Here is a 24,577-nt window from a genome sequence, read left to right as displayed (position 1 = left end):
TTCATATCGCTCATCCAGAGGGGTGCAGGAAGCGCAGTGGCCGACGGGCCGGTCTTCCAGCTCAGCCCCCGCACAACTTCATATCGCTCATCCAGAGGGGTGGAGGGACCGGCCCTGTGAAGCCCCGGCAACCACCCGGCTGAGGTGCGTCGCGATCCTGCGAGGCCGGCCGGGAGATGGTGCCAACTCCGGCCTGCGACCAAGGTGGCGCAGGGAAGATGGGGAGAAAGGCCTCGCCCTCATGGCACTCACGCCTGCCACAGACCTCGGACCGGCTACCGCTCTCGTCTGCCGCGAATGCGGCTCGTCCCGCGACCTCGGACCCTTCTACGCGTGCGAGGAGTGTTTCGGCCCCCTCGAGATCGCCTACGACTTCGACGGCGTCACCCGGGACTCCATCGAGTCCGGGCCGCGCAACATCTGGCGCTACCGCGGGCTGCTGCCCGTCCCCGCGGGCGTCGCCGACACCCCGAACACCGAGCCGGGCCTGACCCGCCTCGTCCGCGCCGACAACCTCGCGGAGAGCCTCGGCCTGCAGAGCCTGTGGGTGAAGGACGACAGCGGGAACCCGACCCACTCGTTCAAGGACCGCGTCGTCGCCGTCGCGCTCGCCGCCGCCCGCGAGCTCGGGTTCAAGGTGCTGGCCTGCCCGTCCACCGGGAACCTCGCCAACGCGGTCGCCGCCGCGGCCGCCCGCGCCGGGATCCGCAGCGCGGTGTTCGTCCCGTCGAACCTCGAATCGCAGAAGATCATCACGACGGCCGTGTACGGCGGGACGTTCGTGACGGTCGACGGCAACTACGACGACGTGAACCGCCTCGCGTCCGAGATCGCCGGTGAGCAGGACGACTGGGCGTTCGTCAACGTCAACGTCCGCCCCTACTACGCCGAGGGCTCCAAGACGCTCGGCTACGAGATCGCCGAGCAGCTCGGGTGGCGGCTGCCGGACCAGATCGTCGTGCCGGTCGCGTCCGGCTCCCAGCTCACCAAGATCGACAAGGCGTTCCAGGAACTGATCAAGCTGGGCCTGGTGGAGGACAAGCCGTACCGCGTCTTCGGCGCCCAGGCCGCCGGGTGCGGCCCGGTCGCCGCCGCGTTCAAGGCGGGCCACGACGTGATCCGCCCGGTGAAGCCCGACACGATCGCCAAGTCCCTCGCGATCGGCAACCCGGCCGACGGCCCCTACGTCCTGGACGTCGCCCGCCGCACCGGCGGGGCCGTCGAGGACGTCACCGACGAGCAGGTCGTCGAGGGCATCCGGCTCCTCGCCCGCACCGAGGGCATCTTCGGTGAGACGGCGGGCGGCGTCACCGTCGCGAGCCTCCGCAAGCTCGTCGGTACCGGCGCCCTCGACCCGGGAGCCGAGACCGTGATCATCAACTCCGGGGACGGCCTGAAGACCCTGGACGCCGTCGCCCCGGTCGTCGCGCCGTCGGCGAACATCGCCCCCTCCCTGGAGGCGTTCCGCGCCGCGGGCCTCGCCTGAGAACAAAGGAGCAGCATGAGCAGCGTGTCCGTCCGTATCCCGACGATCCTGCGGACCTACACCGGCGGCGAGTCCGAAGTGAAGGCCGAGGGGGAGACCCTGCGCGCGGTCGTCGCCGACCTCGAGGCCAGCTATTCCGGCATCTCCGCCCGCATCCTGGACGACGCGGGCAAGATCCGCCGATTCGTGAACGTCTACGTCGGAGACGAGGACGTCCGCTTCGCGGAGGGCCTCGACACCCCGACGCCCGAGGGCGCCCAGATCTCCATCATCCCCGCGGTCGCCGGCGGCTGACGCCGACCACCGCCAAGGCCCCGGCACGTCCCACCGTGCCGGGGCTTTTCCGTGCACGTCTGGTGAATTACCGATTCTTCGCAATGCCGATGCCCCAGTGAATACCGAATTGGGAGACTGTTCGTCCGGCCCGGCTAAACGGACATGGACAAACCTTTAGCGAGCGCCAGTATCGTGCTTTGGATCTTGATCACCGCCTCTCCGGCACTTGGGTTTCTCCCTGGCCGCCTCCTGGAAGATTGATCCCGGAGTGGCGCCCCCTGGGGCGCCGATCGGCTTACGAGAGTGAGGAAAGGCATGAAGCGCATTTTGCGCACGATGGCCGTTACCGGGATAACGATGGGGGCGGCGGTCCTCGCGGCTCCCTCTGCCATGGCCGACATCAACTTCTACGCCGTGGAGAAGGCGTACGTTGGCCACAACGGCCCCACCTACGTCAGTGAGAAGGGTCCCGGCGACCTGATGTACACCGACATCGTCAAGTCCCCGCATGCCGCGCCGGTGATCGGGAACAAGCCGGTGAAGACCGGTGACATCACCACGAAACTGCACGGCGGGAAGCACAACACCGCCGTCGCCGGTGTCGAGGGCGCCGAGCAGGCGGAGGCCACCAAGGTCTCCCTGGCCAAGGCCGAGGAGCAGCAGGCCGCTCCGAAGCAGCAGGCGGCTCCTCAGCAGACCGCTCAGCAGCAGGAGGCCGCGCCGCAGGCGGAGGCGGCTCCGCAGCAGGAGTCGCTGCAGGCCGCTCCGGAGCAGGACGCGCAGCAGGCCGCGCCGGAGCAGGGCAACGAGCTGGCCGCTCCTGAGCAGGATGCTCAGCAGAACGCCCAGCAGCAGGACGCCCAGCAGAACGCCCAGCAGCAGCAGGGCGAGGCGGCCGCGCCTCAGCAGGACGCGCAGCAGGCCGCGCCGGAGCAGGGCAACGAGCTGGCCGCTCCTGAGCAGGATGCTCAGCAGAACGCCCAGCAGCAGGACGCCCAGCAGAACGCCCAGCAGCAGGACGCCCAGCAGGGCGCGCCTGAGCAGGGCTACCAGCAGGCCGCCTCGCAGGGGGGCTACCACCACCAGGCCGCCCCGCAGGGGGGCTACTACCAGCAGGCCGCGCCCCAGCAGGAGGCCCAGCAGAACGCCCCGCAGCAGCAGGACGCCATGAGCGCTCCGCAGATGGGGCAGCGCGCGGCCGCGGAGAAGCCCCGGCCGAAGCACGGTTCGGTGGACATCCACGCGGTCAAGCAGGCGGCGGTCGGTCAGAACGGTGACGTCGGCGTGGCCGAGAACGGCTCCGGCGACGCGGTGTTCACGAACCTCACCAAGTCGCCCCACTCGCTCGTCCTCGCCGGGAACAGCGCGACGATGGTCGACGACATCAACAGCCACATCCACGGCGGGGAGCACAACACCGTGATCAACGCGGTGGCGGGCCCCGAGCAGGAGTCCAGCAAGTAACCGCGGCTCCCGAAAGAACAGCTCGAAGCACCACGGCCGCTCCGGCCCGGTCTCGCATCGAAGCCGGAGCGGCCACCCATGTCCGGACCCGTTTGCGGCGGCCCTTTGCCTGGGACGAGAAGAAACATCCTCACCATGCCAAACTCCACCTGAAAGCGGCCCGCCGGGTCGTGGCAAGCACAGGCAACCGGGCCGCCGCAAACGTCGGCGAAAACGCCCCTGTATCGACCTGGATCGGCATCACCGGACGCAACGACAGGGTCCTGCCGAACCGGAACTGACGCGCTTTCGACTGCGCAATGGACCCCATACTGCCGCCGCCCGATCACAGGGGCGCCATCGCGCGGGACCGGCATTGAGAACAGGGCGGAAAATTGCCGGCGCCCGGCCGGACTCCCCCGCCGACCTCACCGAGCAGTGAGACCTTGGTCTCCATCGCCCCCACCTCAGGAAGCCCGCCGGCGCCCCTGCGCCCTGGCGGGCGGCTCCCGGTCGTGCCAGGATTTACTGGCATTCGGGGGAGGGCCAGATGAGTGCACTCGTGGTCTGGACGGCCGTCTGGGTCCTGTTCTGGGGGGTGGCCGTCGGACAGCTGTGGCTCCCGCGCCGCTACTTCCCATGGCTGGTGCGGGCGGCGCGAGCGAGCGTCGTGCGGGCCCTCCTTCTCACGGCGGCAGTACATCTCTCGGGCCTGCTGCTGTTCGCGCTCGCCGGGCTCCTGATCAACAACCTGTTCGCGCCGGACGCCCCGGAGTGGGCCCTCGCCGCCCTGTTCGTCGTTGCGGGCATGCTCTACTCGCCGCTGGTGGGCCTCGCACTCCCCGCGCGAGATCTCCATCCCCTCGAGGACGTCCGCCTTAGGCTGGAGACCGCCGGTGCGACGCTCGGGCAGGAACGTGCGATCGCCTGGACGGCGTGCTTCCTGGCGTTCCCCGGCATGTCGGCCATCGTGGGGACCGCCGCCGTCCTGCTCGGGTGACGGAGCGCGCGCCAGGCTTCCCACCGCTGGTCAGGACAGGTCCGGGCAGGCGGCGGTGACAGCTTCGGGCGGGGATGTGTGGCGCTTGCACTCGACGGGGTAGAGTGCTAAACAAACATTGGCACTCTGCTGTGGAGAGTGACAACTTCACACAGTCATGGGTCGGGGCGATGAGGCCTCAGGCCGGCGGCGGAATGGAAGTCGTCGGGGAGGCCGTCCGTCGCGGGCGTCGGCTCGATCCGTCTAAGCCACCTTGTTCCGGGAGGACTGGAGCCTATGGCTGCAAAGATGATCGCGTTCGACGAGGAGGCCCGCCGCGGTCTCGAGCGCGGCATGAACCAGCTCGCCGACGCCGTGAAGGTGACCCTTGGTCCCAAGGGCCGCAACGTCGTGCTGGAGAAGAAGTGGGGCGCTCCCACGATCACCAACGACGGTGTGTCGATCGCCAAGGAGATCGAGCTCGAGGACGCGTGGGAGAAGATCGGCGCGGAGCTCGTCAAGGAAGTAGCCAAGAAGACCGACGACGTCGCGGGTGACGGCACCACCACCGCCACCGTCCTGGCCCAGGCGCTGGTCCGCGAGGGCCTGCGCAACGTGGCCGCCGGCGCCAACCCGATGTCGCTGAAGCGCGGCATCGAGGCCGCCGTCGAGCGGGTGAGCGAGGAGCTGTCCAAGCTCGCCAAGGACGTGGAGACCAAGGAGCAGATCGCCTCCACGGCGTCCATCTCCGCGGGCGACCCGCAGATCGGCGAGATGATCGCCGAGGCGATGGACAAGGTCGGCAAGGAAGGCGTCATCACGGTCGAGGAGAGCCAGACCTTCGGTCTGGAGCTCGAGCTGACCGAGGGCATGCGCTTCGACAAGGGCTACATCTCGCACTACTTCGTGACCGACCCCGAGCGGATGGAGGCGGTCCTCGAGGACCCGTACATCCTGATCGTTCAGGGCAAGGCGTCGGCGAACAAGGACCTGCTGCCCGTCCTCGAGGGCGTCATGCAGTCCGGCAAGCCGCTGCTGATCATCGCGGAGGACGTCGAGGGCGAGGCCCTGGCCACCCTGGTCGTCAACAAGATCCGCGGCATCTTCAAGTCCGTCGCCGTGAAGGCGCCGGGCTTCGGCGACCGCCGCAAGGCCATGCTGGGCGACATCGCCACGCTGACCGGCGGCCAGGTCATCAGCGAGGACGTGGGTCTCAAGCTCGAGAACACCACGACCGAGATGCTGGGCCGCGCCCGCAAGGTCGTCATCACCAAGGACGAGACCACCATCGTGGACGGCGCCGGTGACGCCAACGAGATCGCGGGCCGGGTCAACCAAATCCGTACCGAGATCGACAACACCGACTCCGACTACGACCGCGAGAAGCTCCAGGAGCGCCTGGCCAAGCTCGCGGGCGGTGTCGCGGTCATCAAGGCCGGCGCCGCGACGGAGGTCGAGCTCAAGGAGCGCAAGCACCGCATCGAGGACGCCGTCCGCAACGCCAAGGCCGCGGTCGAGGAGGGCATCGTCCCCGGCGGTGGCGTGGCGCTGCTGCAGGCCGGCACCAAGGCGTTCGACAAGCTGGAGCTGTCGGGCGACGAGGCCACCGGTGCGAACATCGTCAAGCGCGCTCTCGAGGAGCCGCTGAAGCAGATCGCCGTCAACGCCGGCCTCGAGGGCGGCGTCGTGGTGGAGCGGGTCCGCAACCTGACCCCGGGCGAGGGCCTGAACGCCGCCACCGGCGAGTACGTCAACATGTTCGAGTCGGGCATCCTCGACCCGGCCAAGGTGACCCGGTCCGCGCTGCAGAACGCCTCGTCGATCGCCGCGCTGTTCCTGACCACCGAGGCCGTCATCGCCGAGAAGCCCGAGAAGAACCCGGCCCCGGCGGGCGGCATGCCCGACGCCGGCGGCATGGACTTCTGATCGGGTCTGCACGTCGCGCATCCTGATGCGCATGAAAGGGGCGGTTCCTTCGGGGGCCGCCCCTTTCACGTCCCCGCGAAGCCGAGAACGGGCGGGCCGCCGCCATGGGAGGGACAGAGCCGGCAGGGACGTCGTCGGCGATGGTCGGGATACCGGACCGAAAGAGGAATGTTCCTCAGACGGACACCTCGTCCGTGCCGACGCAGGTCAACGGCCGGGAGCGCGGGCCGGCGGGGGCGCCGGACCCGGAGGCGCCCGGAAAGGTGCTTCCCCTGCGGGTGCGGCACTTGGCAGGATCACCGCTTGGAAGGCGCGCCGCGGAGGGTGCGGGCGCGCCGGCAAGGTGAATATCGAGGGCGGTCGCGGAAGCGGCCGACGAGGCAGGAGAACACGTGAGCGAAGTGTTCAGCTCCCCGGTGCTCAGGGTCGAACAGCCTCGCAGGGGACCGCTGGCCAAGTCGCGGTACAAGGTGCTGGACGGCGACGGGACCGTCCTCGCCATCGCGGCGCCGACCGACGACAAGGGCGACTCCGCGGTCATGCGCGGCCTGTTCCCCGGCAAGTCGAACCTCGACGCCCGTGCCGTCCTGCTGACGACGCCCGACGGTGACCCCCTGTTCGTCGTGGACAAGCAGAGCGGGCGCGAGTACACCGAGGTCCTCCGGGCGGACGGGGAGCGCGTCGGCTCGTTCGTCACCGAGAGGGTGGGCCGCCGCTACGTCATCTACGACGACGGCGGGACGCACATCGGCTCGGTCGACGTGGACGTGCCGCGCAACAACTTCGAGGTGAAGGACGCCGGCGGCGGCAGGGTGGCGCACGTGCGCAAGAAGTGGGCGGGCCTCGCCACGCACCTGCTGACCACGGCCGACAAGTACGCGGTGGAGATCGCCGACCCCGTCCGGGAGCCGCTGCGGACGATGGCGGTCATGACGGCCATCGTCATGGACATGAACCTGCACGAGGCGAAGGAGATCACCTGACCCGGCGGCGGACGGCCGGCGGGGGTTCCCGGCGGGCGCGGGGCGAGGTACGTTCCGTTCGTGCAGGCCATGTCCGAGCGTCCGAACGGCTGGTGGATCTCGCCGGCCATCCCGACGATCGCGAACTGCGCGCTGGCCGCCCTCTGGATCTTCTCGGCCCTCGGAGGGTGGGGTGAGGCCGCCTTCTGCGGTGAGGACGAGGGGCACGACCCGAGCTGCGCCGCCGGATTCGACGACGCCGTACGGGTCTCGGCGCCCGTGGCCGTCATCGCGGCGGCCCTCGCCGTGACCGCGTGGACGGTGCCCGCTGTCCGCCGCAGGCCCTACCGCCTGGACGTGCTGCTCGCCGTCGCGGCCTTCACCTGGGTCATCGCCGAAGGGGTCCTGTTCGTCGGCGGGTACCAGGCCAAAGCCTGAGCCACGCCGAACGGCCGGCGTTGCCGAACAGAGACATCGGCCGCTTGGTCGCGGATTCTCGGCGGGGCAAGCGGGGTGTAGCCGGACAAAACCCGAGGTAAGACGGGTGCGGGTGCGCGTGTGGCGCGACCGCCCGGGAGAGCCGCGGCGATTGGCCCGTGCGAGCCGGTTTGACGTTCACTCGTCTTGGGCATACTGTTCACTTCGCCCCACGGGAGTGCGGGACGCCTAACGGCGGCCGGCCCGGGGGAACCATCCTCGACCTGCTGACGCGGCTTCGTCGCGCCCGCATCGTCGGGATGGGTCGGAAAAAGCTCGATTTTGACAATCGGACCGGATCTGATGAAATAGCTCCACCGCCCGGAAGGTGCCGCGCAAGCGGGATTGGAAAGGCGTATCGGAGAAGCCCCGAATTGACAGTCGGGACGGATCCGATAAAGTAAGTCGAGTCGCCCCGGAGCGGGAAACGCGGAAGCGGGTCCAGCGCGGTGGGTGTCCGTTTCTTGAGAACTCAACAGCGTGTTAAAAGCCAGTGCCTTTATCGGCTCGGCCAGTTTTCTGGTCGGGTCGCCCCGTGCCGCTCCATTCGTGGGGTGGTGGGGATTTCTTTGAGGCAATGTCATCCTTTCGAGGATGGCGATGCCGGGATTGTTTCCAAGGTTTGGCGGGTCGGGGTTCGCCCCCTGGTCTGTCGTTTGGACCTTAATGGAGAGTTTGATCCTGGCTCAGGACGAACGCTGGCGGCGTGCTTAACACATGCAAGTCGAGCGGAAAGGCCCCTTCGGGGGTACTCGAGCGGCGAACGGGTGAGTAACACGTGAGCAACCTGCCCCTGACTCTGGGATAAGCCCGGGAAACTGGGTCTAATACCGGATATGACCACTGGTCGCATGGCGTGGTGGTGGAAAGTTTTTCGGTTGGGGATGGGCTCGCGGCCTATCAGCTTGTTGGTGGGGTGATGGCCTACCAAGGCGACGACGGGTAACCGGCCTGAGAGGGCGACCGGTCACACTGGGACTGAGACACGGCCCAGACTCCTACGGGAGGCAGCAGTGGGGAATATTGCGCAATGGGCGGAAGCCTGACGCAGCGACGCCGCGTGAGGGATGACGGCCTTCGGGTTGTAAACCTCTTTCAGCAGGGACGAAGCTAACGTGACGGTACCTGCAGAAGAAGCGCCGGCTAACTACGTGCCAGCAGCCGCGGTAATACGTAGGGCGCAAGCGTTGTCCGGAATTATTGGGCGTAAAGAGCTCGTAGGCGGTTTGTCGCGTCTGTCGTGAAAGCCCACGGCTTAACCGTGGGTCTGCGGTGGATACGGGCAGACTAGAGGCAGGTAGGGGAGAATGGAATTCCCGGTGTAGCGGTGAAATGCGCAGATATCGGGAGGAACACCGGTGGCGAAGGCGGTTCTCTGGGCCTGTACTGACGCTGAGGAGCGAAAGCGTGGGGAGCGAACAGGATTAGATACCCTGGTAGTCCACGCCGTAAACGTTGGGCGCTAGGTGTGGGGTCCTTCCACGGATTCCGCGCCGCAGCTAACGCATTAAGCGCCCCGCCTGGGGAGTACGGCCGCAAGGCTAAAACTCAAAGGAATTGACGGGGGCCCGCACAAGCGGCGGAGCATGTTGCTTAATTCGACGCAACGCGAAGAACCTTACCAAGGCTTGACATCGCCGGAAAACCATCAGAGATGGTGGGTCCTTTTTGGGCCGGTGACAGGTGGTGCATGGCTGTCGTCAGCTCGTGTCGTGAGATGTTGGGTTAAGTCCCGCAACGAGCGCAACCCTCGTTCCATGTTGCCAGCACTTCGGGTGGGGACTCATGGGAGACCGCCGGGGTCAACTCGGAGGAAGGTGGGGATGACGTCAAGTCATCATGCCCCTTATGTCTTGGGCTGCAAACATGCTACAATGGCCGGTACAGAGGGCTGCGATACCGTGAGGTGGAGCGAATCCCTTAAAGCCGGTCTCAGTTCGGATCGAAGTCTGCAACTCGACTTCGTGAAGTCGGAGTCGCTAGTAATCGCAGATCAGCAACGCTGCGGTGAATACGTTCCCGGGCCTTGTACACACCGCCCGTCACGTCACGAAAGTCGGCAACACCCGAAGCCCGTGGCCCAACCACCTTGTGTGGGGGGAGCGGTCGAAGGTGGGGCCGGCGATTGGGACGAAGTCGTAACAAGGTAGCCGTACCGGAAGGTGCGGCTGGATCACCTCCTTTCTAAGGAGCACCAACTGGCCAGGTCGCCTCTCCGTGAGGGATCTGGTCGGTGGCCACCGTTGGCAGCGAATGTCTGTCAGGTGGCTGCTCATAGATGTGGAGCACTGGTTACTCAGCTCACCGCTCGTGTGAGCCGGCAAGTACCGCCCCGGGGCAACCCAGGGGAGTGGGAACGGCGGTTTCAGGCGGGTGGTGGGTTGGACACGCTGTTGAGTCCTGAGGGAACGGGCGCGAGCCCGGGTGACCTCGGACTGCGGGACCAGGACCGCATCACCCGTAATGGTGGTGTGGTTTTGGTGGGCCCGGTTGTTTTTTGAGAACTGCACAGTGGACGCGAGCATCTCTGGTGAACGATGAGAGCCGCCTGGTGGGGAGTCTTTCGGGGTTTCCTGTCGGGTTGTTTTTGTTGTTTATCTGCGATTTGTTTTGATCGTTTTGTGTGTTCAAGTTTTTAAGGGCATACGGTGGATGCCTTGGCATCAGGAGCCGATGAAGGACGTGGGAGCCTGCGATATGCCTCGGGGAGTCGGCAACCAGACTTTGATCCGGGGATTTCCGAATGGGGAAACCTGGCACTCGTCATGGGGTGTCGCCGCCTGCTGAATGTATAGGCAGGTTGGTGGGAACGCGGGGAAGTGAAACATCTCAGTACCCGCAGGAAGAGAAAACAATAGTGATTCCGTGAGTAGTGGTGAGCGAAAGCGGAGGAGCCTAAACCGTGCGCGTGTGATAGCCGGCAGGCGTTGCGTGTGCGGGGTTGTGGGATCACCCGGTCGTCTCTGCCGAGACGGCGAGGAGTTATAAACCGCTGGGATAGTCGAATGGTTTGGGATGGCCGACCGTAGACGGTGAGAGTCCGGTAGACGAAATTTCAGTGGCTTCTGGGTGTGTTCCCGAGTAGCACGGGGCCCGTGAAATCCCGTGTGAATCTGCCACGACCACGTGGTAAGGCTGAATACTTCCTGATGACCGATAGCGGACCAGTACCGTGAGGGAAAGGTGAAAAGTGCCCCGGTGAGGGGTCGTGAAATAGTACCTGAAACCGTGTGCCTACAAGCCGTCAGAGCCTCCTCAGTTACCTTTCGGGGTTTCTGTTGGTGATGGCGTGCCTTTTGAAGAATGAGCCTGCGAGTTATGGTGTGTGGCGAGGTTAACCGGTGGCGGGTAGCCGTAGCGAAAGCGAGTCTGAATAGGGCGTTTTTAGTCGCATGCTGTAGACCCGAAGCGGAGTGATCTAGCCATGGGCAGGGTGAAGCGCCGGTAAGACGGTGTGGAGGCCCGAACCCACCAGGGTTGAAAACCTGGGGGATGACCTGTGGTTAGGGGTGAAAGGCCAATCAAACTCCGTGATAGCTGGTTCTCCCCGAAATGCATTTAGGTGCAGCGTCGCGTGTTTCTTGCCGGAGGTAGAGCTACTGGATGGCTGATGGGCCCTACCAGGTTACTGACGTCAGCCAAACTCCGAATGCCGGTAAGTGAGAGCGTGGCAGTGAGACTGCGGGGGATAAGCTTCGTAGTCGAGAGGGAAACAGCCCAGATCATCGGCTAAGGCCCCTAAGCGTGTGCTAAGTGGGAAAGGATGTGGAGTTGCTGTGACAACCAGGAGGTTGGCTTAGAAGCAGCCACCCTTGAAAGAGTGCGTAATAGCTCACTGGTCAAGTGATTCCGCGCCGACAATGTAGCGGGGCTCAAGCACACCGCCGAAGCCGTGGCATTGACACTGCAAGGTGTTGATGGGTAGGGGAGCGTCCTGTAACCGGTGAAGCCTTCGAGTGATCGTGGGGTGGAGGTTGCGGGAGTGAGAATGCAGGCATGAGTAGCGAATCACACGTGAGAAACGTGTGCGCCGGATGACCAAGGGTTCCTGGGGCAGGCTAATCCGCCCAGGGTAAGTCGGGACCTAAGGCGAGGCCGACAGGCGTAGTCGATGGACAACGGGTTGATATTCCCGTACCCGCTGGTATGCGCCAACGCTGAACCCTCTGATGCTAACCACCCGAACCGTGGTTCGGGCCTTCGGGCCTGTTTCACGGGGAGCGTGGGGCCCGAGGGGGTAGTAGGTGAGTGATGGGGTGACGCAGGAGGGTAGCTCAGCCCGGGCGGTGGTTGTCCCGGGGTAAGGCTGTAGGGAGAGAGATAGGTAAATCCGTCTCTCACGTATCCTGAGAGCTGATGCCGAGCCGTTTTAGGTGAAGTGAGTGATCCCATGCTGCCGAGAAAAGCCTCTAGCGAGTGTACCGGCGGCCCGTACCCCAAACCGACTCAGGTGGTCAGGTAGAGAATACCAAGGCGATCGGGTGAACTGTGGTTAAGGAACTCGGCAAATTGCCCCCGTAACTTTGGGAGAAGGGGGACCTTGCCTGGTGATGGCATTTTCTGTCTGAGCTGGGTGGGGTCGCAGAGGCCAGGGGGAAGCGACTGTTTACTAAAAACACAGGTCCGTGCGAAGTCGTAAGACGCTGTATACGGACTGACGCCTGCCCGGTGCCGGAACGTTAAGAGGACCGGTTAGATCCTTTCGGGGGTCGAAGCTGAGAATCTAAGCGCCGGTAAACGGCGGTGGTAACTATAACCATCCTAAGGTAGCGAAATTCCTTGTCGGGTAAGTTCCGACCTGCACGAATGGCGTAACGACTTCCCCGCTGTCTCAACCACAGGCCCGGCGAAATTGCAGTACGAGTAAAGATGCTCGTTTCGCGCAGCAGGACGGAAAGACCCCGGGACCTTCACTACAGCTTGGCATTGGCGCTTGGAGCGTCTTGTGTAGGATAGGTGGGAGACTGTGAAGCCCAGACGCCAGTTTGGGTGGAGTCATTGGTGAAATACCACTCTGGTCGTTTTGAGCGTCTAACCCGCACCCGTGTATCCGGGTGGGGGACAGTGCCTGGTGGGTAGTTTAACTGGGGCGGTTGCCTCCCAAAATGTAACGGAGGCGCCCAAAGGTTCCCTCAGCCTGGTTGGCAATCAGGTGGCGAGTGCAAGGGCACAAGGGAGCTTGACTGTGAGACGGACGTGTCGAGCAGGTGCGAAAGCAGGGCCTAGTGATCCGGCACCTACGTGTGGAAGTGGTGTCGCTCAACGGCTAAAAGGTACCCCGGGGATAACAGGCTGATCTTCCCCAAGAGTCCATATCGACGGGATGGTTTGGCACCTCGATGTCGGCTCGTCGCATCCTGGGGCTGGAGTAGGTCCCAAGGGTTGGGCTGTTCGCCCATTAAAGCGGCACGCGAGCTGGGTTTAGAACGTCGCGAGACAGTTCGGTCCCTATCCGCTGTGCGCGTAGGAGAATTGTGAGGGTCTGTCCCTAGTACGAGAGGACCGGGACGGACGAACCTCTGGTGTGCCAGTTGTCCCGCCAGGGGCACGGCTGGTTGGCTACGTTCGGTCGGGATAACCGCTGAAAGCATCTAAGCGGGAAGCCTTCCTCGAGATGAGTTCTCCCACCCCTTTGTGGGTGTAAGGCTCCCGGTAGACGACCGGGTTGATAGGCCGGAGATGGAAGCGCGGTAACGTGTGGAGTCGACCGGTACTAATAGGCCGAGTGGCTTGAACACACTGAACGTTCAAAGCATGTCGCTGCGAGAGATGGTTCGCGTCCCTGTGTGGTTCCCAGAAAACAACCTGGGTGACCGCAGTCACTGATAACTGGATATACCGAGTCGAAGGCTCGGACGTTGATTTGCCCGCCCCGTCGGGGTGGTGCGTTGAGGCGTTCGGTGGTTTTGGCGAAGGGGAAACACCCGGTCCCATCCCGAACCCGGAAGTTAAGCCCTTCAGCGCCGATGGTACTGCATGGGGGACCGTGTGGGAGAGTAGGACGCCGCCGGACACATATTGGGAAAGGCCCCGCCGTAACCGGCGGGGCCTTTTTCCGTTTCGGCGCTTTTCGTAATGTCGGCGCTTCTCGTGGTGCCGTGCGGCACCGGGGAATCAGAACTCGTCGCCGGCCAGGACGGTGTCGGCGTCGACGATCCGGTACGCGTAGCCCTGCTCGGCGAGGAAGCGCTGCCGGTGGGCGGCGTAGTCCTGGTCCAGAGTGTCGCGCGCCACGACGGCGTAGAACCGCGCCCCCGCACCGGACGCCTTGGGGCGCAGAAGGCGTCCCAGGCGCTGGGCCTCCTCCTGACGGGACCCGAAGGCCCCCGAGACCTGGACGGCGACGGACGCCTCGGGCAGGTCGATGGAGAAGTTCGCCACCTTGGACACGACCAGCACGTCGATCTCGCCGCTGCGGAAGGCGTCGAAGAGCCGCTCCCGCTCGCGGACTCGCGTCTCGCCCTTGATGACCGGGGCGTCCAGGAGCGAGCCCAGCTCGTCCAGCTGGTCGATGTACTGGCCGATGACGAGCGTCTGCTCGCCGCGGTGCCGGTCGACGAGCGCCTGGATGAGCTTGGTCTTGGTGTCGGTCGTGGCGCAGAAGCGGTACCGCTCCTCGGGCTCGGCGGTCGCGTAGGCGAGGCGTTCGGAGTCGGTGAGGGTCACGCGCACCTCGACGCAGTCGGCGGGCGCGATCCAGCCCTGCGCCTCCATGTCCTTCCACGGCGCGTCGTAGCGCTTGGGACCGATGAGGGAGAACACGTCCCCCTCGCGGCCGTCCTCCCGGACGAGGGTGGCGGTGAGGCCGAGGCGGCGGCGGGCCTGGAGGTCGGCGGTCATGCGGAAGATCGGCGCGGGCAGCAGGTGGACCTCGTCGTAGACGACAAGGCCCCAGTCGCGGGCGTCGAAGAGCTCCAGATGCGCGTAGGCGCCCTTCCGGCGCGTCGTCATGATCTGGTAGGTGGCGATGGTGACCGGCCGGATCTCCTTCTTGGTGCCGGTGTACTCGCCGATCTCGTCCTCGGTGAGGGACGTGCGGCGCAGCAGCTCCTGCTTCCACTGGTGCGCGGAGACGGTGTTGGTGACGAGGATCAGCGTGGTCGCCTGGGCTTGGGCCATGGCGGCGGCGCCCACGATGGTCTTGCCCGCGCCGCACGGCAGGACGACGACGCCGGAGCCGCCGTGCCAGAACGCCGAGACGGCGTCGCTCTGGTAGGAGCGCAGGCCCCAGCCGTCCTCGACGAGGGAGATCGCGTGGGCCTCGCCGTCGACGTAGCCGGCGAGGTCCTCGGCGGGCCAACCGATCTTGAGCAGGGCCTGCTTGAGGGCGCCGCGCTCGCTCGGGTGGACGGCGACGGCGTCGGCACCGACCCGTTCCCCGATCATCCCCTTGATCTTCTTGGCCCGCAGCACCTCCTCCAGGACCGCCCGGTCCGAGGACGACAGGATGAGCCCGTGCGCGGGGTCCTTCTCCAGCCGGAGCCGCCCGTAGCGGGCCATCGTGTCGGCGACGTCCACGAGCAGGGCGTGCGGGACGGGGTACCGGGAGAACCGGATCAGGGTGTCGACGACCTGCTCGGCGTCGTGGCCCGCGGCGCGCGCGTTCCACAGCGCCAGCGGCGTCACCCGGTAGGTGTGGACGTGCTCGGGCGCCCGTTCGAGCTCGGCGAACGGGGCGATCTCCTTGCGGCAGGCGCCGGCCAGCTCGTGGTCGACCTCGAGCAGCAGCGTCTTGTCGGACTGGACGATGAGCGGACCGTCGGTCAAAGCAGAAGCCCCCGTCGGGTTTCGGAAGATCGATGCCCTCGCCCGGATCGGGGCACCGCTGCCGCACGCTACCCGAGCGGCGGCGGCGCTTCGCGCGTTCCGGCGGGGACCGGAGGGTTCAACGCCCAGGCCGCCGCCTTTATTGCCCGGCCGGGTCGAGGCGTCAGCGGGCGACGCCGCTCAGATCCCCCCGCAGGAGCCTCATTCCGGGCGTCACTGGTGCCGATCGCCCCCGGGGTCGTAGTCGTCCTCGGCGTGGCGCCGGTCTGATCCCGTCAGACGGTGCTCCGGGATGCCGCTGCGCCGGTCCGCCCCCGGGGGCGTGGTCGTCGTCGGCGTGGCGCTGGTCTGATCCCGTCAGGCGGTGCTCCGGGATGCCGCTGCGCCGGTCCGCCCCTCCGGGGCGTGGTCGTCGTCGGCGTGGCGCTGGTCTGATCCCGTCAGGCGGTGCTCCGGGATGCCGCTGCGCCGGTCCGTCCCTCCGGGGCGTGGTCGTCGTCGGCGTGGCGCTGGTCTGATCCCGTCAGGCGGTGCTCCGGGATGCCGCTGTGCCGGTCCGTCCCTCCGGGGCGTGGTCGTCGGCGGCGGGGCGGGGGTCAGATTCCGTCGGAGGAGCTGTAGCCCGGGTCCGGGTCGGCCATGGCGCCGATCGCGATCCAGACGACCACGAGGACGATGCCGATGAGGAGGGACGCGGCGAAGAGCGCCCAGCTCCAGATCGTCAGCTTCCGGGCCGAGTGCGGGTCGGCCTGGAAACGGCCGAGGGCGATCGCCGCGGTGATCACGCCGGGGATCGCGACGATGTTGCAGCACATGACGACCGCTACGGCGTTGCAGATGAGCGCGGCGATCGTGGAGCCGTTGCTCGCGGTCTGGTGGGGGACGCCCGGAGGCCCGTAACCGTAGCCGGGGTTGCCGTAGCCGGGCTGGGTGTATCCGTAGGCCTCCCCGTACGGCTGCCCGTAGCCGCCGCCCTGGTCCCAGCCCTGGGATCCGCCGCCGTACGGGTCTTCCCAGCCCGACGGCGGACTCCCTCCGTACCCGCTCATCGGGGAGCCTCCTCACACCACTCGTCCGGACACGCTACCCGTCCGATGGGTTCTTGATTGGACCGTATGTGACGTTCGCCGGTTCCCGCCGTTCGGCGCGTCCGGTTCCGGACATCGGCGATTCCGGCGGAGCGGCCCGCGCGGGACGCCCCAGCGAAGCCGCGTCGTAGGAGCGGAGTCGACCGGGCGGCCTCAGGAGGCGTCATCGAGTTCGGAGACGCCGGTGATGCGGTGCAGGGCGAAGCGGTGCACGGCGGCGCGGGTCGCGTCGTAGCCGGTGAGGAAGCCGCCCTCGACGCGGACGGGCTCCACGATCCGGCTGGACGCCTGCCCCTGCTGGTCGAGGTAGCCGATCCAGACGCGTCCACCGCGCTCGACGGCGCTGCGGAGCCGCTCGACGGTGGCCATCGCGGGCGAGCGGGGCGGCTCGCCGGACGGGGCCTGCCGGGCGTGCTCGGCGCCGTGCAGGGACGCCTCGTCGCCCGCGCGCAGCGCCCGCACGGCCGCGGAGATCATCGAGGCGTCGGTGCGGTCGTCGGGGCGGAGCCGGACGATCTCGGCGGTGGGCGGCGGGTCGGCGCGCTGCGCGTCCGGCCGGGTCACGATCACGCCGCCGCCGGGCGCCTCGGCGACCGGGGCGAGGCCCATGGCGCGCAGCCCGTCCAGCAGGTCGGCGCGCTGGAGCCCGGACGCGAGGACGGTCGGGGCCAGCCGGTGCAGGCGCAGCGGCGCGGCGCGCCGGTCGGCGAGGATCTCGTCGAGGGTGGCGGGCGCGTCGGTGCGGACGTAGGAGGACAGGGCGCCGACGCGCAGGTGCCCGTGCCGGCGGGCGACGTCGTCGATCAGGTAGACGAGCGGCTGCGGGAGCGGGGTCGCCGAATGCCGGGTGAGCAGGTCGGTGACGTCGGCGGCGGTCCGCCCCGCGTCCAGCGCCCGCCGGATCGACTCGGGGGTGAAGCGGTAGACCGTGGCGCCGCCGGTCGACTCGACGTCGGCGGCGAGCGCCAGCTCCCGGGCGAGGTCGGTCACCAGCGGGCCGGGGGCGACGGCGGTCAGGTCGGCCTGGACGAGGATCTCGTCGACGGGCTCCGGCAGGTACTTCTCGAGCGCGGGCTCGGGGTCGTCGCCCGCGAGCAGGTCGCGGCCGAACGGGGCCAGCTCCCCGAAACCGGTCAGGCCGAGGGCGGCGGCCTCGCGGAGCGTCCAGCCGACGAGGCGGTCGCGGGCCGGGCCGCCGTGCCGGGGACGCAGCCACGCCAGGCGGGCGCGGAGCGCGTCCTCGCCGACGACGACGCCGCGGCCCGCTCCGGCGAGGACGTCGAGCACGGCGCGGCGGGTGGACGGCGCGCTGCTGCGCACCATCGCCTCGCTGAGCGCGTTGATCAGCCGGTCGCGGTCGTCGCGCTCGCCGGCGAGCCCGGCGGCCCGGTCGGACTTCAGCCAGCCGCGGGCCAGCTCCGTCCAGCGGCCGGCGGTGTCGCGCATCAGCCACAGGTCGTAGGCGGGGGTGGGCAGCCATTCGCCGTCGAGGTCGCCGCTGCGGGTCAGCAGGCCCGCCGCGTACGCGACCTCGACGAGCAGGGCGGCCTTCCACTCCGGGACGTCCAGGAGCGTCGCGGCGGCGCGCAGGTCGCGGACGGCGAGGCCGCCGCTGCGCAGGACGGGCGGCGGCTCCAGCCCCCAGCGCTCCAGCAGCTCCTCGATCAGCCGGACGGCGCCCGCCGCCTCGCCCGCCGCGGCGCGCACGACCACGTCCTCGCGGCGCGGCTCCGCGGCCGGCGCGAGCGGGGGCGGCTCGGCCGGGACGTCCCGGAACAGCCGCCCGCCGCGCAGGTGCAGGGCGACCTCGCGCGGGAGCGTGACCGTGCGGTCGTCCTCGGCGGCGAGGAGGCCGCGCGCCAGGAGCCGCTCGATGGGGGTGGCCGCGGTGGCGGTCCGGACGGGGCGGCGCGCGTCGGCGACCCGCCCGACCGGCGGCCCCCAGGCGAGCTGGTCGAGGGCGGCCCGCGCCTCGGGGCCCGCGTCGTCGATGAGTGCGGCGGGGTCGGCCAGCAGCTCGGCGAGCCGGGAGAGGAGCCGCCCGGAGTCGGCGAAGCCGCGCGGGGCCTCCCCGTCCAGGTCGGTGACCAGGTCGGTGAGCCGCTCGGCGGAGTAGCCGGCGAAGACCTCGGTGGCGGGGGGCCCGAGCCCGGCGGGGTGCGGCAGGCTCGTGCGGACGCCGGGCGCCGTGGCGGCGGCGTCGTCCCCCCAGGCCAGGCCGAAGCGGCGGAGCGTGCCGAGCGCGTCGGAGACCTGCTCGGGGGTGGCGTCGAGGGCGGCGGCGAGCGCGTCCGGCCCGGCCGGCGAGGGCAGGACGAGCAGGGCCTCCAGGACGGCGAGGGTGAAGCGGTCCAGCCGGTCGAGCGCGCGGGAGACCGCGGCGGGCGTGGCGGCGCGGGCGGCCAGCGCGGTCAGGTCGGCCGGGACGGGGGCGAGGAGTTCGGGACGCGCGGACAGCAGCGCGTGGAGTTCGTCATCGCCTCGCGCGCGCAACCAGTCCGCATACGTTTCCATGCCGTTCCCCAACTTTAAGTCGCGTGCATGCCGCAGGCACGCGGGCCTCCAGGTTAGAGGCCCGCACATGGTGGGGAACGCCGGTGTGCCGTGTCAGGTGGCGGGCGAGCGCTCCAGGTGCACCAGCCCGAGCCCGAGACGGGCCCAGCTCTCCACGAACCGCTTCTCCTCTATGCGGGTGGGCGGCTCGTACATCGCCTCGTTCGCCAGCCAGTAGTTCACCACGGCGCCGCCGAGGATCGCCGCGACCGCGGGCCAGTCCTCGTCGGAGCCCTCGAACTCGGGCTGGGCCGACAGCCAGGTGGCGATCCCGTCGTAGAGCGGGTTGACGATGCCCTCGCGCATCTCCGCGACCAGGTTCGGGAACTGGTCGAGGTCGCGGAACAGGACCCGGATGAGGTCCTGCTCCTCGCGCATCTTGGCCAGGCCCGCGTGGCACGTCATGCGCAGCCGGACCTCGAGGGGGCGCTCCTCGTAGGCGGTGGCCTGCGTGAGGACGTCGCTGATCTGCCGGCGGGTCCGTTCGATGTGCTCGCGGATGGCGGAGGCGAGCACCTCCTCCTTGGACCGGAAGTGCCGGTAGAGGCCGCCCGCGCCCGGGGACAGGCCGGCCGCCGCCTCGATCTCCGCGACCGACGTCGCCGCGTAGCCCCGGTCGGCGAACAGCCGGAGCGACTCGGACACGATGCGCTCGCGCGTGGATGTCGTCATGGTGATGAATTCCTCCGCAAGAACAGTAAGGCATGTTCAAGCGGCCGGTCCCCCGCGTCGCGCGCGGCGCGCCCGAATCCTCGATGCCGCTCGCGCCGGGGCGGCGTCGGACTAGAGTTCCTTCGTCCGCGCCCCGTCGCCGGAAGGGGCGTCGTCGGAAAGGTCGGCGATGTTCAAGTCTCAGCGGAAGGCGGCCGCCGGGGCCTCCCCGTCCAGGGCCTCGATGCCCGGGGCCTTCCTGCCCGATGACTTCGTGGTGCCCACCCTGGTGGCCGGGCCCGACTTCCAGATCCGCCCGATCACCGTGCACGACGTGGTGAAGGACTACGGCGCCGTGATCGGCAGCCTGGACCGGCTGGCCGGCCGGTTCGGGCCCGAGTGGGGCTGGCCCGACCGCGAGTTCACCTTCGAGCAGGCCCTGATCGACGTCGCCTGGCTGCAGAAGCAGGGGCAGCTGCGGCGCTCGTTCAGCTACGTCGTGATCACGCCGGACGGGGAGCGGCAGCTCGGCCGCATCCACGTCGCCCCCTCGGACCTGCCCGGCTCGGACGCGGTGGTGGTCTTCTGGGTGCGCGCCGACGAGGAGAACTCCGTCCTGGAGAAGGAGCTGGAGTCGTTCGTCCGCGAGTGGGTCGCCACGGCGTGGCCCTTCGACACGGTCCGCTTCCCCGGCCGCGACTAGCGGCCCGAGCCCGCCCCCGGTCGCCCCGGGGCGGTCAGCCCAGGCGGCGGACGAGGCCGACGGCGATCCGGCCGATCACCAGGTAGACGACGGCGGCCAGGCCGTAGTTGACGGCGACCTCCAGCTTGGGGTTCTTCGGCTGGAAGACGTCCTTGAACTGCCAGCACAGGTCGGTGGCCCGGTCCCCGAACCAGCGGACGAGGTCGTTGGCGGTGTTGGCCTCGAACGCCGTGAACACGATGTGCACGGCCAGGATCGCCACTACCAGCGTGGTGACGACGGAGACCGCCGCCGCGAGCAGGCCCACGGCGCGGCGGCGGACCGCGGCGGCGGGGAGGGCGCGGCGGGCGCGCGGGGCGCGGTGGTCGCCGCCCGGCTCGGTCTGGGTCTCTGCCATGTGCGGCCTCCTTGCGCCGGGGCGGGGGCGCCGATCGTCCTTGAAGCTCGGATGGTGCGTTCGTTTGCTGCGTTTTCCCTGGTCAGGTGGTTTGTGGTCGAGGGCCCGGGTATATCCGCAGCACGGTCCCGCGCTCTCCTACTCGGATCCCGTCGCATCGCCACTACCAGGAGAGCGCGGGTCCTCACGTGTGTCCAGCCCCCTTACCCTGTGGACGTGCTCGATCTCGATCCTTCCGCGCCCTCCCGCGCGGGCCTCGCCGTCGGTTTCGACCTCGACCTGACCCTCGCCGACACCCGCGCCGGGATCGCCGCCGTCTACGCCGCGCTCGCCGCGGAGACGGGCGTTCCGATCGACACCGACCAGGTGGTGCGGCGCATCGGGCCGCCGCTGGAGGAGGAGCTCGCGTACTGGTTCCCGCCGGCGGAGGTGCCGGTGATGGCGGCGCGGTACCGGGCGATGTACGCCGAGGTCGCGGTCCCGGCGACCGTCCTCATGCCGGGGGCGTCCGCCGCGCTGGAGGCGGTCCGGGCCAGGGGCGGCCGGGTGATCGTCGTGTCGGGCAAGAACCAGGCCGACACCGAGCGGACCGTCCGGTTCCTCGGGCTGGCGGCCGACGCCGTGGCGGGCGGGCTGTTCGGCGCCGACAAGGGCGCCGTCCTGCGCGAGCACGGCGCCGGGGCCTACATCGGCGACCACACCGGCGACGTGGACGCCGCCCGGGCGGCGTCGGCGGTGGCGGTGGCCGTGGCGACCGGCGCGTTCGACTCGGCGGCCCTGACCGCCTACGGAGCGGACGTCGTCCTGCCGGACCTGCTGGCATTCCCCGAATGGCTCGGCGGGTTCCGGACGGGCTGAGCGGCGGGCCGATATTCGGATGCCGTTCCCGGGCGTCCGGGATAGCTTCGGTCGCGTTGCCCCGCAGGCGTCGCGGGGGCCCCCGGCATGTTCACCGGCCCGCGGCGAGGCACTAATCTTGAGGGCGATTCAGGACGATTACCGAACGAGGTATCCGGTGCCGACTGGCAAGGTCAAGTGGTACGACTCCGACAAGGGGTTCGGCTTCCTCACCCGCGACGACGGCGGTGAGGTCTTCGTGCACTCGTCGGCGCTTCCGGGCGGGGTCACGACCCTCAAACCGGGCCAGCGCATCGAGTTCGGCGTGGTCGAGGGGCGCCGCGGCCAGCAGGCGCTCCAGGTGCGGGTGCTGGAGACGCTGCCGTCGGTGGAGAAGACCATCGCCAAGCAGCGGCGCAAGAAGCCCGACGAGATGGTCGTCATCACCGAGGACCTGATCAAGCTGCTGGACGGGATCTCCAACACCTACCGGCGGGGCAAGCACCCGGCCCCGGCGGAGGCCAAGAAGATCGCCACCGTGCTGCGGGCCGTCGCCGACGACCTGGCGCCCTGACCGCCTCCGCTCGCTGAGGCCGGAGGTCAGGCGCGCATCTCGTGGTGCGCGTCGGTCAGCGGGCCGTGCTCGGCCCGGTGGGAGCCGCGCCTGGCTCCGGCCTGCCGCATCACCAGCAGCCCGAACGCCAGCGCCAGCGCCGCCGCGACGACCGCGAGCGCGAGCCGCCCGTCCGCGACGATCGACATGGCGAGGCCGAGCAGCCCGCCGAGGACCCAGCTGAGCTGGTGCAGGGTCTCCGACACCGCGAACGTGGACGAGCTGACCTCCTCGCCTATCTCGCGCTGGACCACCGCGTCCATGGACAGCTTGCCGAGCACCTGGCCGAGTCCGGCCGCGGTCGCGACGGCGAGCGCCGCCCAGAGGCCGAAGAACGCGGCGCCGGCGGCGGTGACGCAGGTGACGCACGCCAGCGTCGCCGACACGATGAACCGCGGCGCCCTCGCCTTCATCCAGGCGCCCAGCGCGGTGCCGATCAGCCCGCCCGCGCCGGCGCACGCGGCCAGCAGGCCGAGCGCGACATGGTGCGACACCGGGTCGAAGCGCTCCTGCCGCAGCAGGAACGCCAGGTAGATGATCAGGAAGCCGGAGAACGCGCGGAGCACGGCGTTGGCCTGCATCGCCTCCGCGACGACGGGGCCGACGCGCGGCAGCGCCCGCCACCGCCGCCGGGGGGCGGCCTTCTCCGCCGCCGCTTCGGGCTCGGGGACGTCCACGTGCCCGGGCAGCCGCATGGTGAACACGACGCCGAGCAGGAACAGGACCGTTCCGATGCGCAGCACCCAGCCCGGCCCGATCACGAGGGCGAGGCCGGCCCCGGCGGGCGCGACGATGGACGCGGTGATGAGCCCGGCGAACGAGCACCGCGCGTTCGCCGTCACCAGCGAGATCTCCTCCGGCAGGACGCGCGGCGTGACCGCGGCCCGCAGCACCCCGAACGCCTTGGTCAGCACCAGCACGCCGAACGCGGCCGGCAGGAAGGTGACCTGGTCGCCGTGCGGGAGGGCGCTCGCCAGCGCCCAGCACAGCAGCGCCCGCATCACGAACGTGCTCGCGATCGCGTACCGGCGGACGTGCCGGGCCCGGTCCAGCGCGGGACCGATCAGCGGCGCGACCAGCGCGAACGGGGCCATCGTGACGACGAGGTAGAGGGCGACCTGGCCGCGGGCCTGATTGACGTCCAGGCCGAAGAACAGGGTTCCGGCGAGCGCGACGGTGACCAGCGCGTCCCCGGCGGAGTTGATCGCCGAGGCCTCGATGAGGCTGCCGAGCCCGCTGCGGCCGGCGCCCTGCGCGTGGGTGACGCGGCGGGTCAGCCGCCCCGTCCCGAGCGCGGCCGAGCGCGCGGCGCGGCACGCCCGCGCCGCACCCCCGCCGGCGGCGCGCACGGACCGACCCGCCCATGTCCGGTCTGCCATGCGCCCTGATCTCTCCTCGATGTCGTCCCGGCTCGGGGGCCGGGGGCGGCCATCGGAGTCCTTGGTTGATGAGAGTACGTTCCCCGCTGGAATGCGGGATCACCTCGCGGACGGCGCCCGTCTTGTGCGGGTCACGTGCCCGCATGGGCGAGAATTGACATGTGAGCCCACAGCGCCAGTCCAGCCCCGCGCGCTCCGCCGCCGCGCGCACCACGTCCGGGGCCGCCCGCCGGACCCGCACACCCGCCGTCGACGCCGCCTGCGCCGAGGCGGTCGACCTCGCCAGGGAGGCCGCCGAGCAGACCGCCGGCCGGGCGCAGGTCGGCGAGCACCTCGGCCTCCGGCCCGAGGGCGACCGCGTGGTCACGCACTATTTCGTGTGCCTCGACCCCGCCTACTCGGGCTGGCGGTGGGCCGTCACGGTGACCCGGGCGTCGCGCGCCAAGAACGTCACGGTCAGCGAGTGCGTCCTGCTCCCCGGCGACGACGCGCTCCTCGCGCCGCCGTGGGTGCCGTGGCTGGAGCGGCTGCGCCCCGGCGACCTCGGCCCCGGCGACCTGCTGCCGACCGCGCCCGACGACGTCCGGCTCGCGCCCGGCCTCACGCAGGTGGACGATTCCGTCGACCGCGAGGCCCAGTGGGAGCTCGGCCTCGGACGCGTCCGGGTGCTCTCGCGGGAGGGCCGCGACGAGGCCGCCGCCCGCTGGTACGAGGGCGTCGCCGGACCCCGCGCCCCGATCGCCGCGTCCGCCCCCGCCCAGTGCTCCACCTGCGGCTTCTACGTCTCGCTCGCGGGCGGGCTGCGGCAGGTCTTCGGCGTCTGCGCCAACGAGTACGCCCCGGACGACGGCCGTGTCGTCTCGGCCGACCACGGCTGCGGCGCCCACTCCGAGGCCGTCTCCCTCCCGGCGGTGTCCGAGCACAACCCCCCGGTCATCGACGAGCTCGGCTACGAGATCGTCCCCACCGGCGGGGACGAGGACACCGCGTCCCTCGACGGCACGGCATCCCTCGACGACGAGGCGCTCGGCCACGGCTGA

The 24,577-nt window shown here is 69.1% G+C and carries 17 protein-coding genes, 3 rRNA genes and 1 riboswitch; of the genes, 14 read left to right on the top strand and 6 right to left on the bottom strand.

The features are described from left to right. The first annotated feature begins 84 nt into the window (after positions 1 to 84). Positions 85 to 225: riboswitch (SAM riboswitch) on the top strand. 16 nt (positions 226 to 241) lie between these two features. The 10 genes from thrC to rrf all read left to right on the top strand — a co-directional run bounded on the left by thrC (position 242) and on the right by rrf (position 13,562). Then, complete coding sequence (gene thrC / locus FKD65_RS17700; RefSeq protein WP_141578533.1) at positions 242 to 1,486, top strand: threonine synthase; 1,245 nt, start codon at positions 242 to 244, stop codon at positions 1,484 to 1,486. Between the two features lie 15 nt (positions 1,487 to 1,501). Beyond that, a complete protein-coding gene (locus FKD65_RS17695; RefSeq protein WP_141578532.1) occupies positions 1,502 to 1,780 on the top strand; it encodes a MoaD/ThiS family protein in 279 nt (92 codons plus the stop codon). A 297-nt stretch (positions 1,781 to 2,077) separates the two neighbouring features. Further along, on the top strand, positions 2,078 to 3,226 hold the full coding sequence (locus FKD65_RS17690) for a hypothetical protein (protein WP_141578531.1): 1,149 nt from the start codon (positions 2,078 to 2,080) through the stop codon (positions 3,224 to 3,226). A 529-nt stretch (positions 3,227 to 3,755) separates the two neighbouring features. Further along, the gene (locus FKD65_RS17685; protein ID WP_141578530.1) at positions 3,756 to 4,205 is read left to right on the top strand and encodes a hypothetical protein; all 450 of its coding nucleotides are present in this window, start codon (positions 3,756 to 3,758) and stop codon (positions 4,203 to 4,205) included. Between the two features lie 276 nt (positions 4,206 to 4,481). Beyond that, complete coding sequence (groL, locus tag FKD65_RS17680) at positions 4,482 to 6,110, top strand: chaperonin GroEL (RefSeq protein WP_141578529.1); 1,629 nt, start codon at positions 4,482 to 4,484, stop codon at positions 6,108 to 6,110. A 392-nt stretch (positions 6,111 to 6,502) separates the two neighbouring features. Continuing rightward, positions 6,503 to 7,093: a phospholipid scramblase-related protein gene (locus FKD65_RS17675; protein ID WP_141578528.1), complete on the top strand. Its 591-nt coding sequence runs from the start codon at positions 6,503 to 6,505 to the stop codon at positions 7,091 to 7,093. 60 nt (positions 7,094 to 7,153) lie between these two features. Continuing rightward, positions 7,154 to 7,510, top strand: a complete 357-nt coding sequence (locus FKD65_RS17670) for a hypothetical protein (protein ID WP_141578527.1) — start codon at positions 7,154 to 7,156, stop codon at positions 7,508 to 7,510. A gap of 702 nt (positions 7,511 to 8,212) precedes the next feature. Next, positions 8,213 to 9,733 (top strand): 16S ribosomal RNA (locus tag FKD65_RS17665). A 441-nt stretch (positions 9,734 to 10,174) separates the two neighbouring features. Beyond that, positions 10,175 to 13,287: ribosomal RNA gene (locus FKD65_RS17660) — 23S ribosomal RNA — on the top strand. 158 nt (positions 13,288 to 13,445) lie between these two features. Next, positions 13,446 to 13,562, top strand: a 5S ribosomal RNA gene (gene rrf / locus FKD65_RS17655). Together the 16S, 23S and 5S rRNA genes form the textbook arrangement of a ribosomal RNA operon. A 101-nt stretch (positions 13,563 to 13,663) precedes the next feature. On the opposite strand, the gene FKD65_RS17650 is transcribed toward rrf, so the two are convergent. The 4 genes from FKD65_RS17650 to FKD65_RS17635 all read right to left on the bottom strand — a co-directional run bounded on the left by FKD65_RS17650 (position 13,664) and on the right by FKD65_RS17635 (position 19,629). Continuing rightward, positions 13,664 to 15,316 (bottom strand): DNA repair helicase XPB, encoded by a 1,653-nt coding sequence (locus FKD65_RS17650; RefSeq protein ID WP_141578526.1) that lies wholly within the window; start codon positions 15,314 to 15,316, stop codon positions 13,664 to 13,666. A gap of 596 nt (positions 15,317 to 15,912) precedes the next feature. Then, the gene (locus FKD65_RS17645) at positions 15,913 to 16,365 is read right to left on the bottom strand and encodes a hypothetical protein (protein ID WP_141578525.1); all 453 of its coding nucleotides are present in this window, start codon (positions 16,363 to 16,365) and stop codon (positions 15,913 to 15,915) included. 192 nt (positions 16,366 to 16,557) lie between these two features. After that, positions 16,558 to 18,918 carry a helicase-associated domain-containing protein gene (locus FKD65_RS17640; protein ID WP_141578524.1) on the bottom strand — a complete coding sequence of 787 codons (2,361 nt, stop codon included), beginning with the start codon at positions 18,916 to 18,918 and terminating at the stop codon, positions 16,558 to 16,560. Between the two features lie 93 nt (positions 18,919 to 19,011). Next, positions 19,012 to 19,629 carry a TetR/AcrR family transcriptional regulator gene (locus FKD65_RS17635; RefSeq protein WP_168221081.1) on the bottom strand — a complete coding sequence of 206 codons (618 nt, stop codon included), beginning with the start codon at positions 19,627 to 19,629 and terminating at the stop codon, positions 19,012 to 19,014. Between the two features lie 169 nt (positions 19,630 to 19,798). Here FKD65_RS17635 and FKD65_RS17630 point away from each other — a divergent pair, with 169 nt between their 5' ends. Then, entirely contained in the window at positions 19,799 to 20,311 is a 513-nt protein-coding gene (locus FKD65_RS17630) for a GNAT family N-acetyltransferase (RefSeq protein ID WP_240810207.1), read from the top strand. 34 nt (positions 20,312 to 20,345) lie between these two features. On the opposite strand, the gene FKD65_RS17625 is transcribed toward FKD65_RS17630, so the two are convergent. Beyond that, positions 20,346 to 20,708, bottom strand: coding sequence for a hypothetical protein (locus FKD65_RS17625; RefSeq protein WP_141578523.1), 363 nt, complete (start codon positions 20,706 to 20,708; stop codon positions 20,346 to 20,348). Positions 20,709 to 20,924: 216 nt separating this feature from the next. On the opposite strand from FKD65_RS17625, the gene FKD65_RS17620 reads away from it, so the two are divergent. Both FKD65_RS17620 and FKD65_RS46270 read left to right on the top strand, forming a co-directional pair. After that, positions 20,925 to 21,566 carry an HAD family hydrolase gene (locus FKD65_RS17620; RefSeq protein WP_240810206.1) on the top strand — a complete coding sequence of 214 codons (642 nt, stop codon included), beginning with the start codon at positions 20,925 to 20,927 and terminating at the stop codon, positions 21,564 to 21,566. A gap of 157 nt (positions 21,567 to 21,723) precedes the next feature. Beyond that, positions 21,724 to 22,119, top strand: coding sequence for a cold-shock protein (locus FKD65_RS46270; RefSeq protein WP_141578521.1), 396 nt, complete (start codon positions 21,724 to 21,726; stop codon positions 22,117 to 22,119). 26 nt (positions 22,120 to 22,145) lie between these two features. Here FKD65_RS46270 and FKD65_RS17610 read toward each other — a convergent pair whose 3' ends face one another. Continuing rightward, positions 22,146 to 23,537, bottom strand: coding sequence for an MFS transporter (locus FKD65_RS17610; protein ID WP_141578520.1), 1,392 nt, complete (start codon positions 23,535 to 23,537; stop codon positions 22,146 to 22,148). 161 nt (positions 23,538 to 23,698) lie between these two features. Here FKD65_RS17610 and FKD65_RS17605 point away from each other — a divergent pair, with 161 nt between their 5' ends. Then, on the top strand, positions 23,699 to 24,577 hold the full coding sequence (locus FKD65_RS17605) for a DUF3027 domain-containing protein (protein WP_141578519.1): 879 nt from the start codon (positions 23,699 to 23,701) through the stop codon (positions 24,575 to 24,577).

The sequence above is a fragment of the Actinomadura sp. WMMA1423 genome (assembly GCF_006547145.1).
Classification (GTDB): domain Bacteria; phylum Actinomycetota; class Actinomycetes; order Streptosporangiales; family Streptosporangiaceae; genus Spirillospora.
The sequence above is the reverse complement of the archived record's forward strand: the minus strand, read 5'-3'. Positions and strand labels throughout refer to the sequence as shown.

What these genes read in the sequence shown, in the direction of transcription:
- thrC (WP_141578533.1), top strand. Translation starts at nt 242, where the DNA reads ATGGCACTCACGCCTGCCACAGACCTCGGACCGGCTACCGCTCTCGTC.
- FKD65_RS17695 (WP_141578532.1), top strand. Translation starts at nt 1,502, where the DNA reads ATGAGCAGCGTGTCCGTCCGTATCCCGACGATCCTGCGGACCTACACC.
- FKD65_RS17690 (WP_141578531.1), top strand. Translation starts at nt 2,078, where the DNA reads ATGAAGCGCATTTTGCGCACGATGGCCGTTACCGGGATAACGATGGGG.
- FKD65_RS17685 (WP_141578530.1), top strand. Translation starts at nt 3,756, where the DNA reads ATGAGTGCACTCGTGGTCTGGACGGCCGTCTGGGTCCTGTTCTGGGGG.
- groL (WP_141578529.1), top strand. Translation starts at nt 4,482, where the DNA reads ATGGCTGCAAAGATGATCGCGTTCGACGAGGAGGCCCGCCGCGGTCTC.
- FKD65_RS17645 (WP_141578525.1), bottom strand. Translation starts at nt 16,365, where the DNA reads ATGAGCGGGTACGGAGGGAGTCCGCCGTCGGGCTGGGAAGACCCGTAC.
- FKD65_RS17640 (WP_141578524.1), bottom strand. Translation starts at nt 18,918, where the DNA reads ATGGAAACGTATGCGGACTGGTTGCGCGCGCGAGGCGATGACGAACTC.
- FKD65_RS17635 (WP_168221081.1), bottom strand. Translation starts at nt 19,629, where the DNA reads ATGACGACATCCACGCGCGAGCGCATCGTGTCCGAGTCGCTCCGGCTG.
- FKD65_RS17630 (WP_240810207.1), top strand. Translation starts at nt 19,799, where the DNA reads ATGTTCAAGTCTCAGCGGAAGGCGGCCGCCGGGGCCTCCCCGTCCAGG.
- FKD65_RS17625 (WP_141578523.1), bottom strand. Translation starts at nt 20,708, where the DNA reads ATGGCAGAGACCCAGACCGAGCCGGGCGGCGACCACCGCGCCCCGCGC.
- FKD65_RS17610 (WP_141578520.1), bottom strand. Translation starts at nt 23,537, where the DNA reads ATGGCAGACCGGACATGGGCGGGTCGGTCCGTGCGCGCCGCCGGCGGG.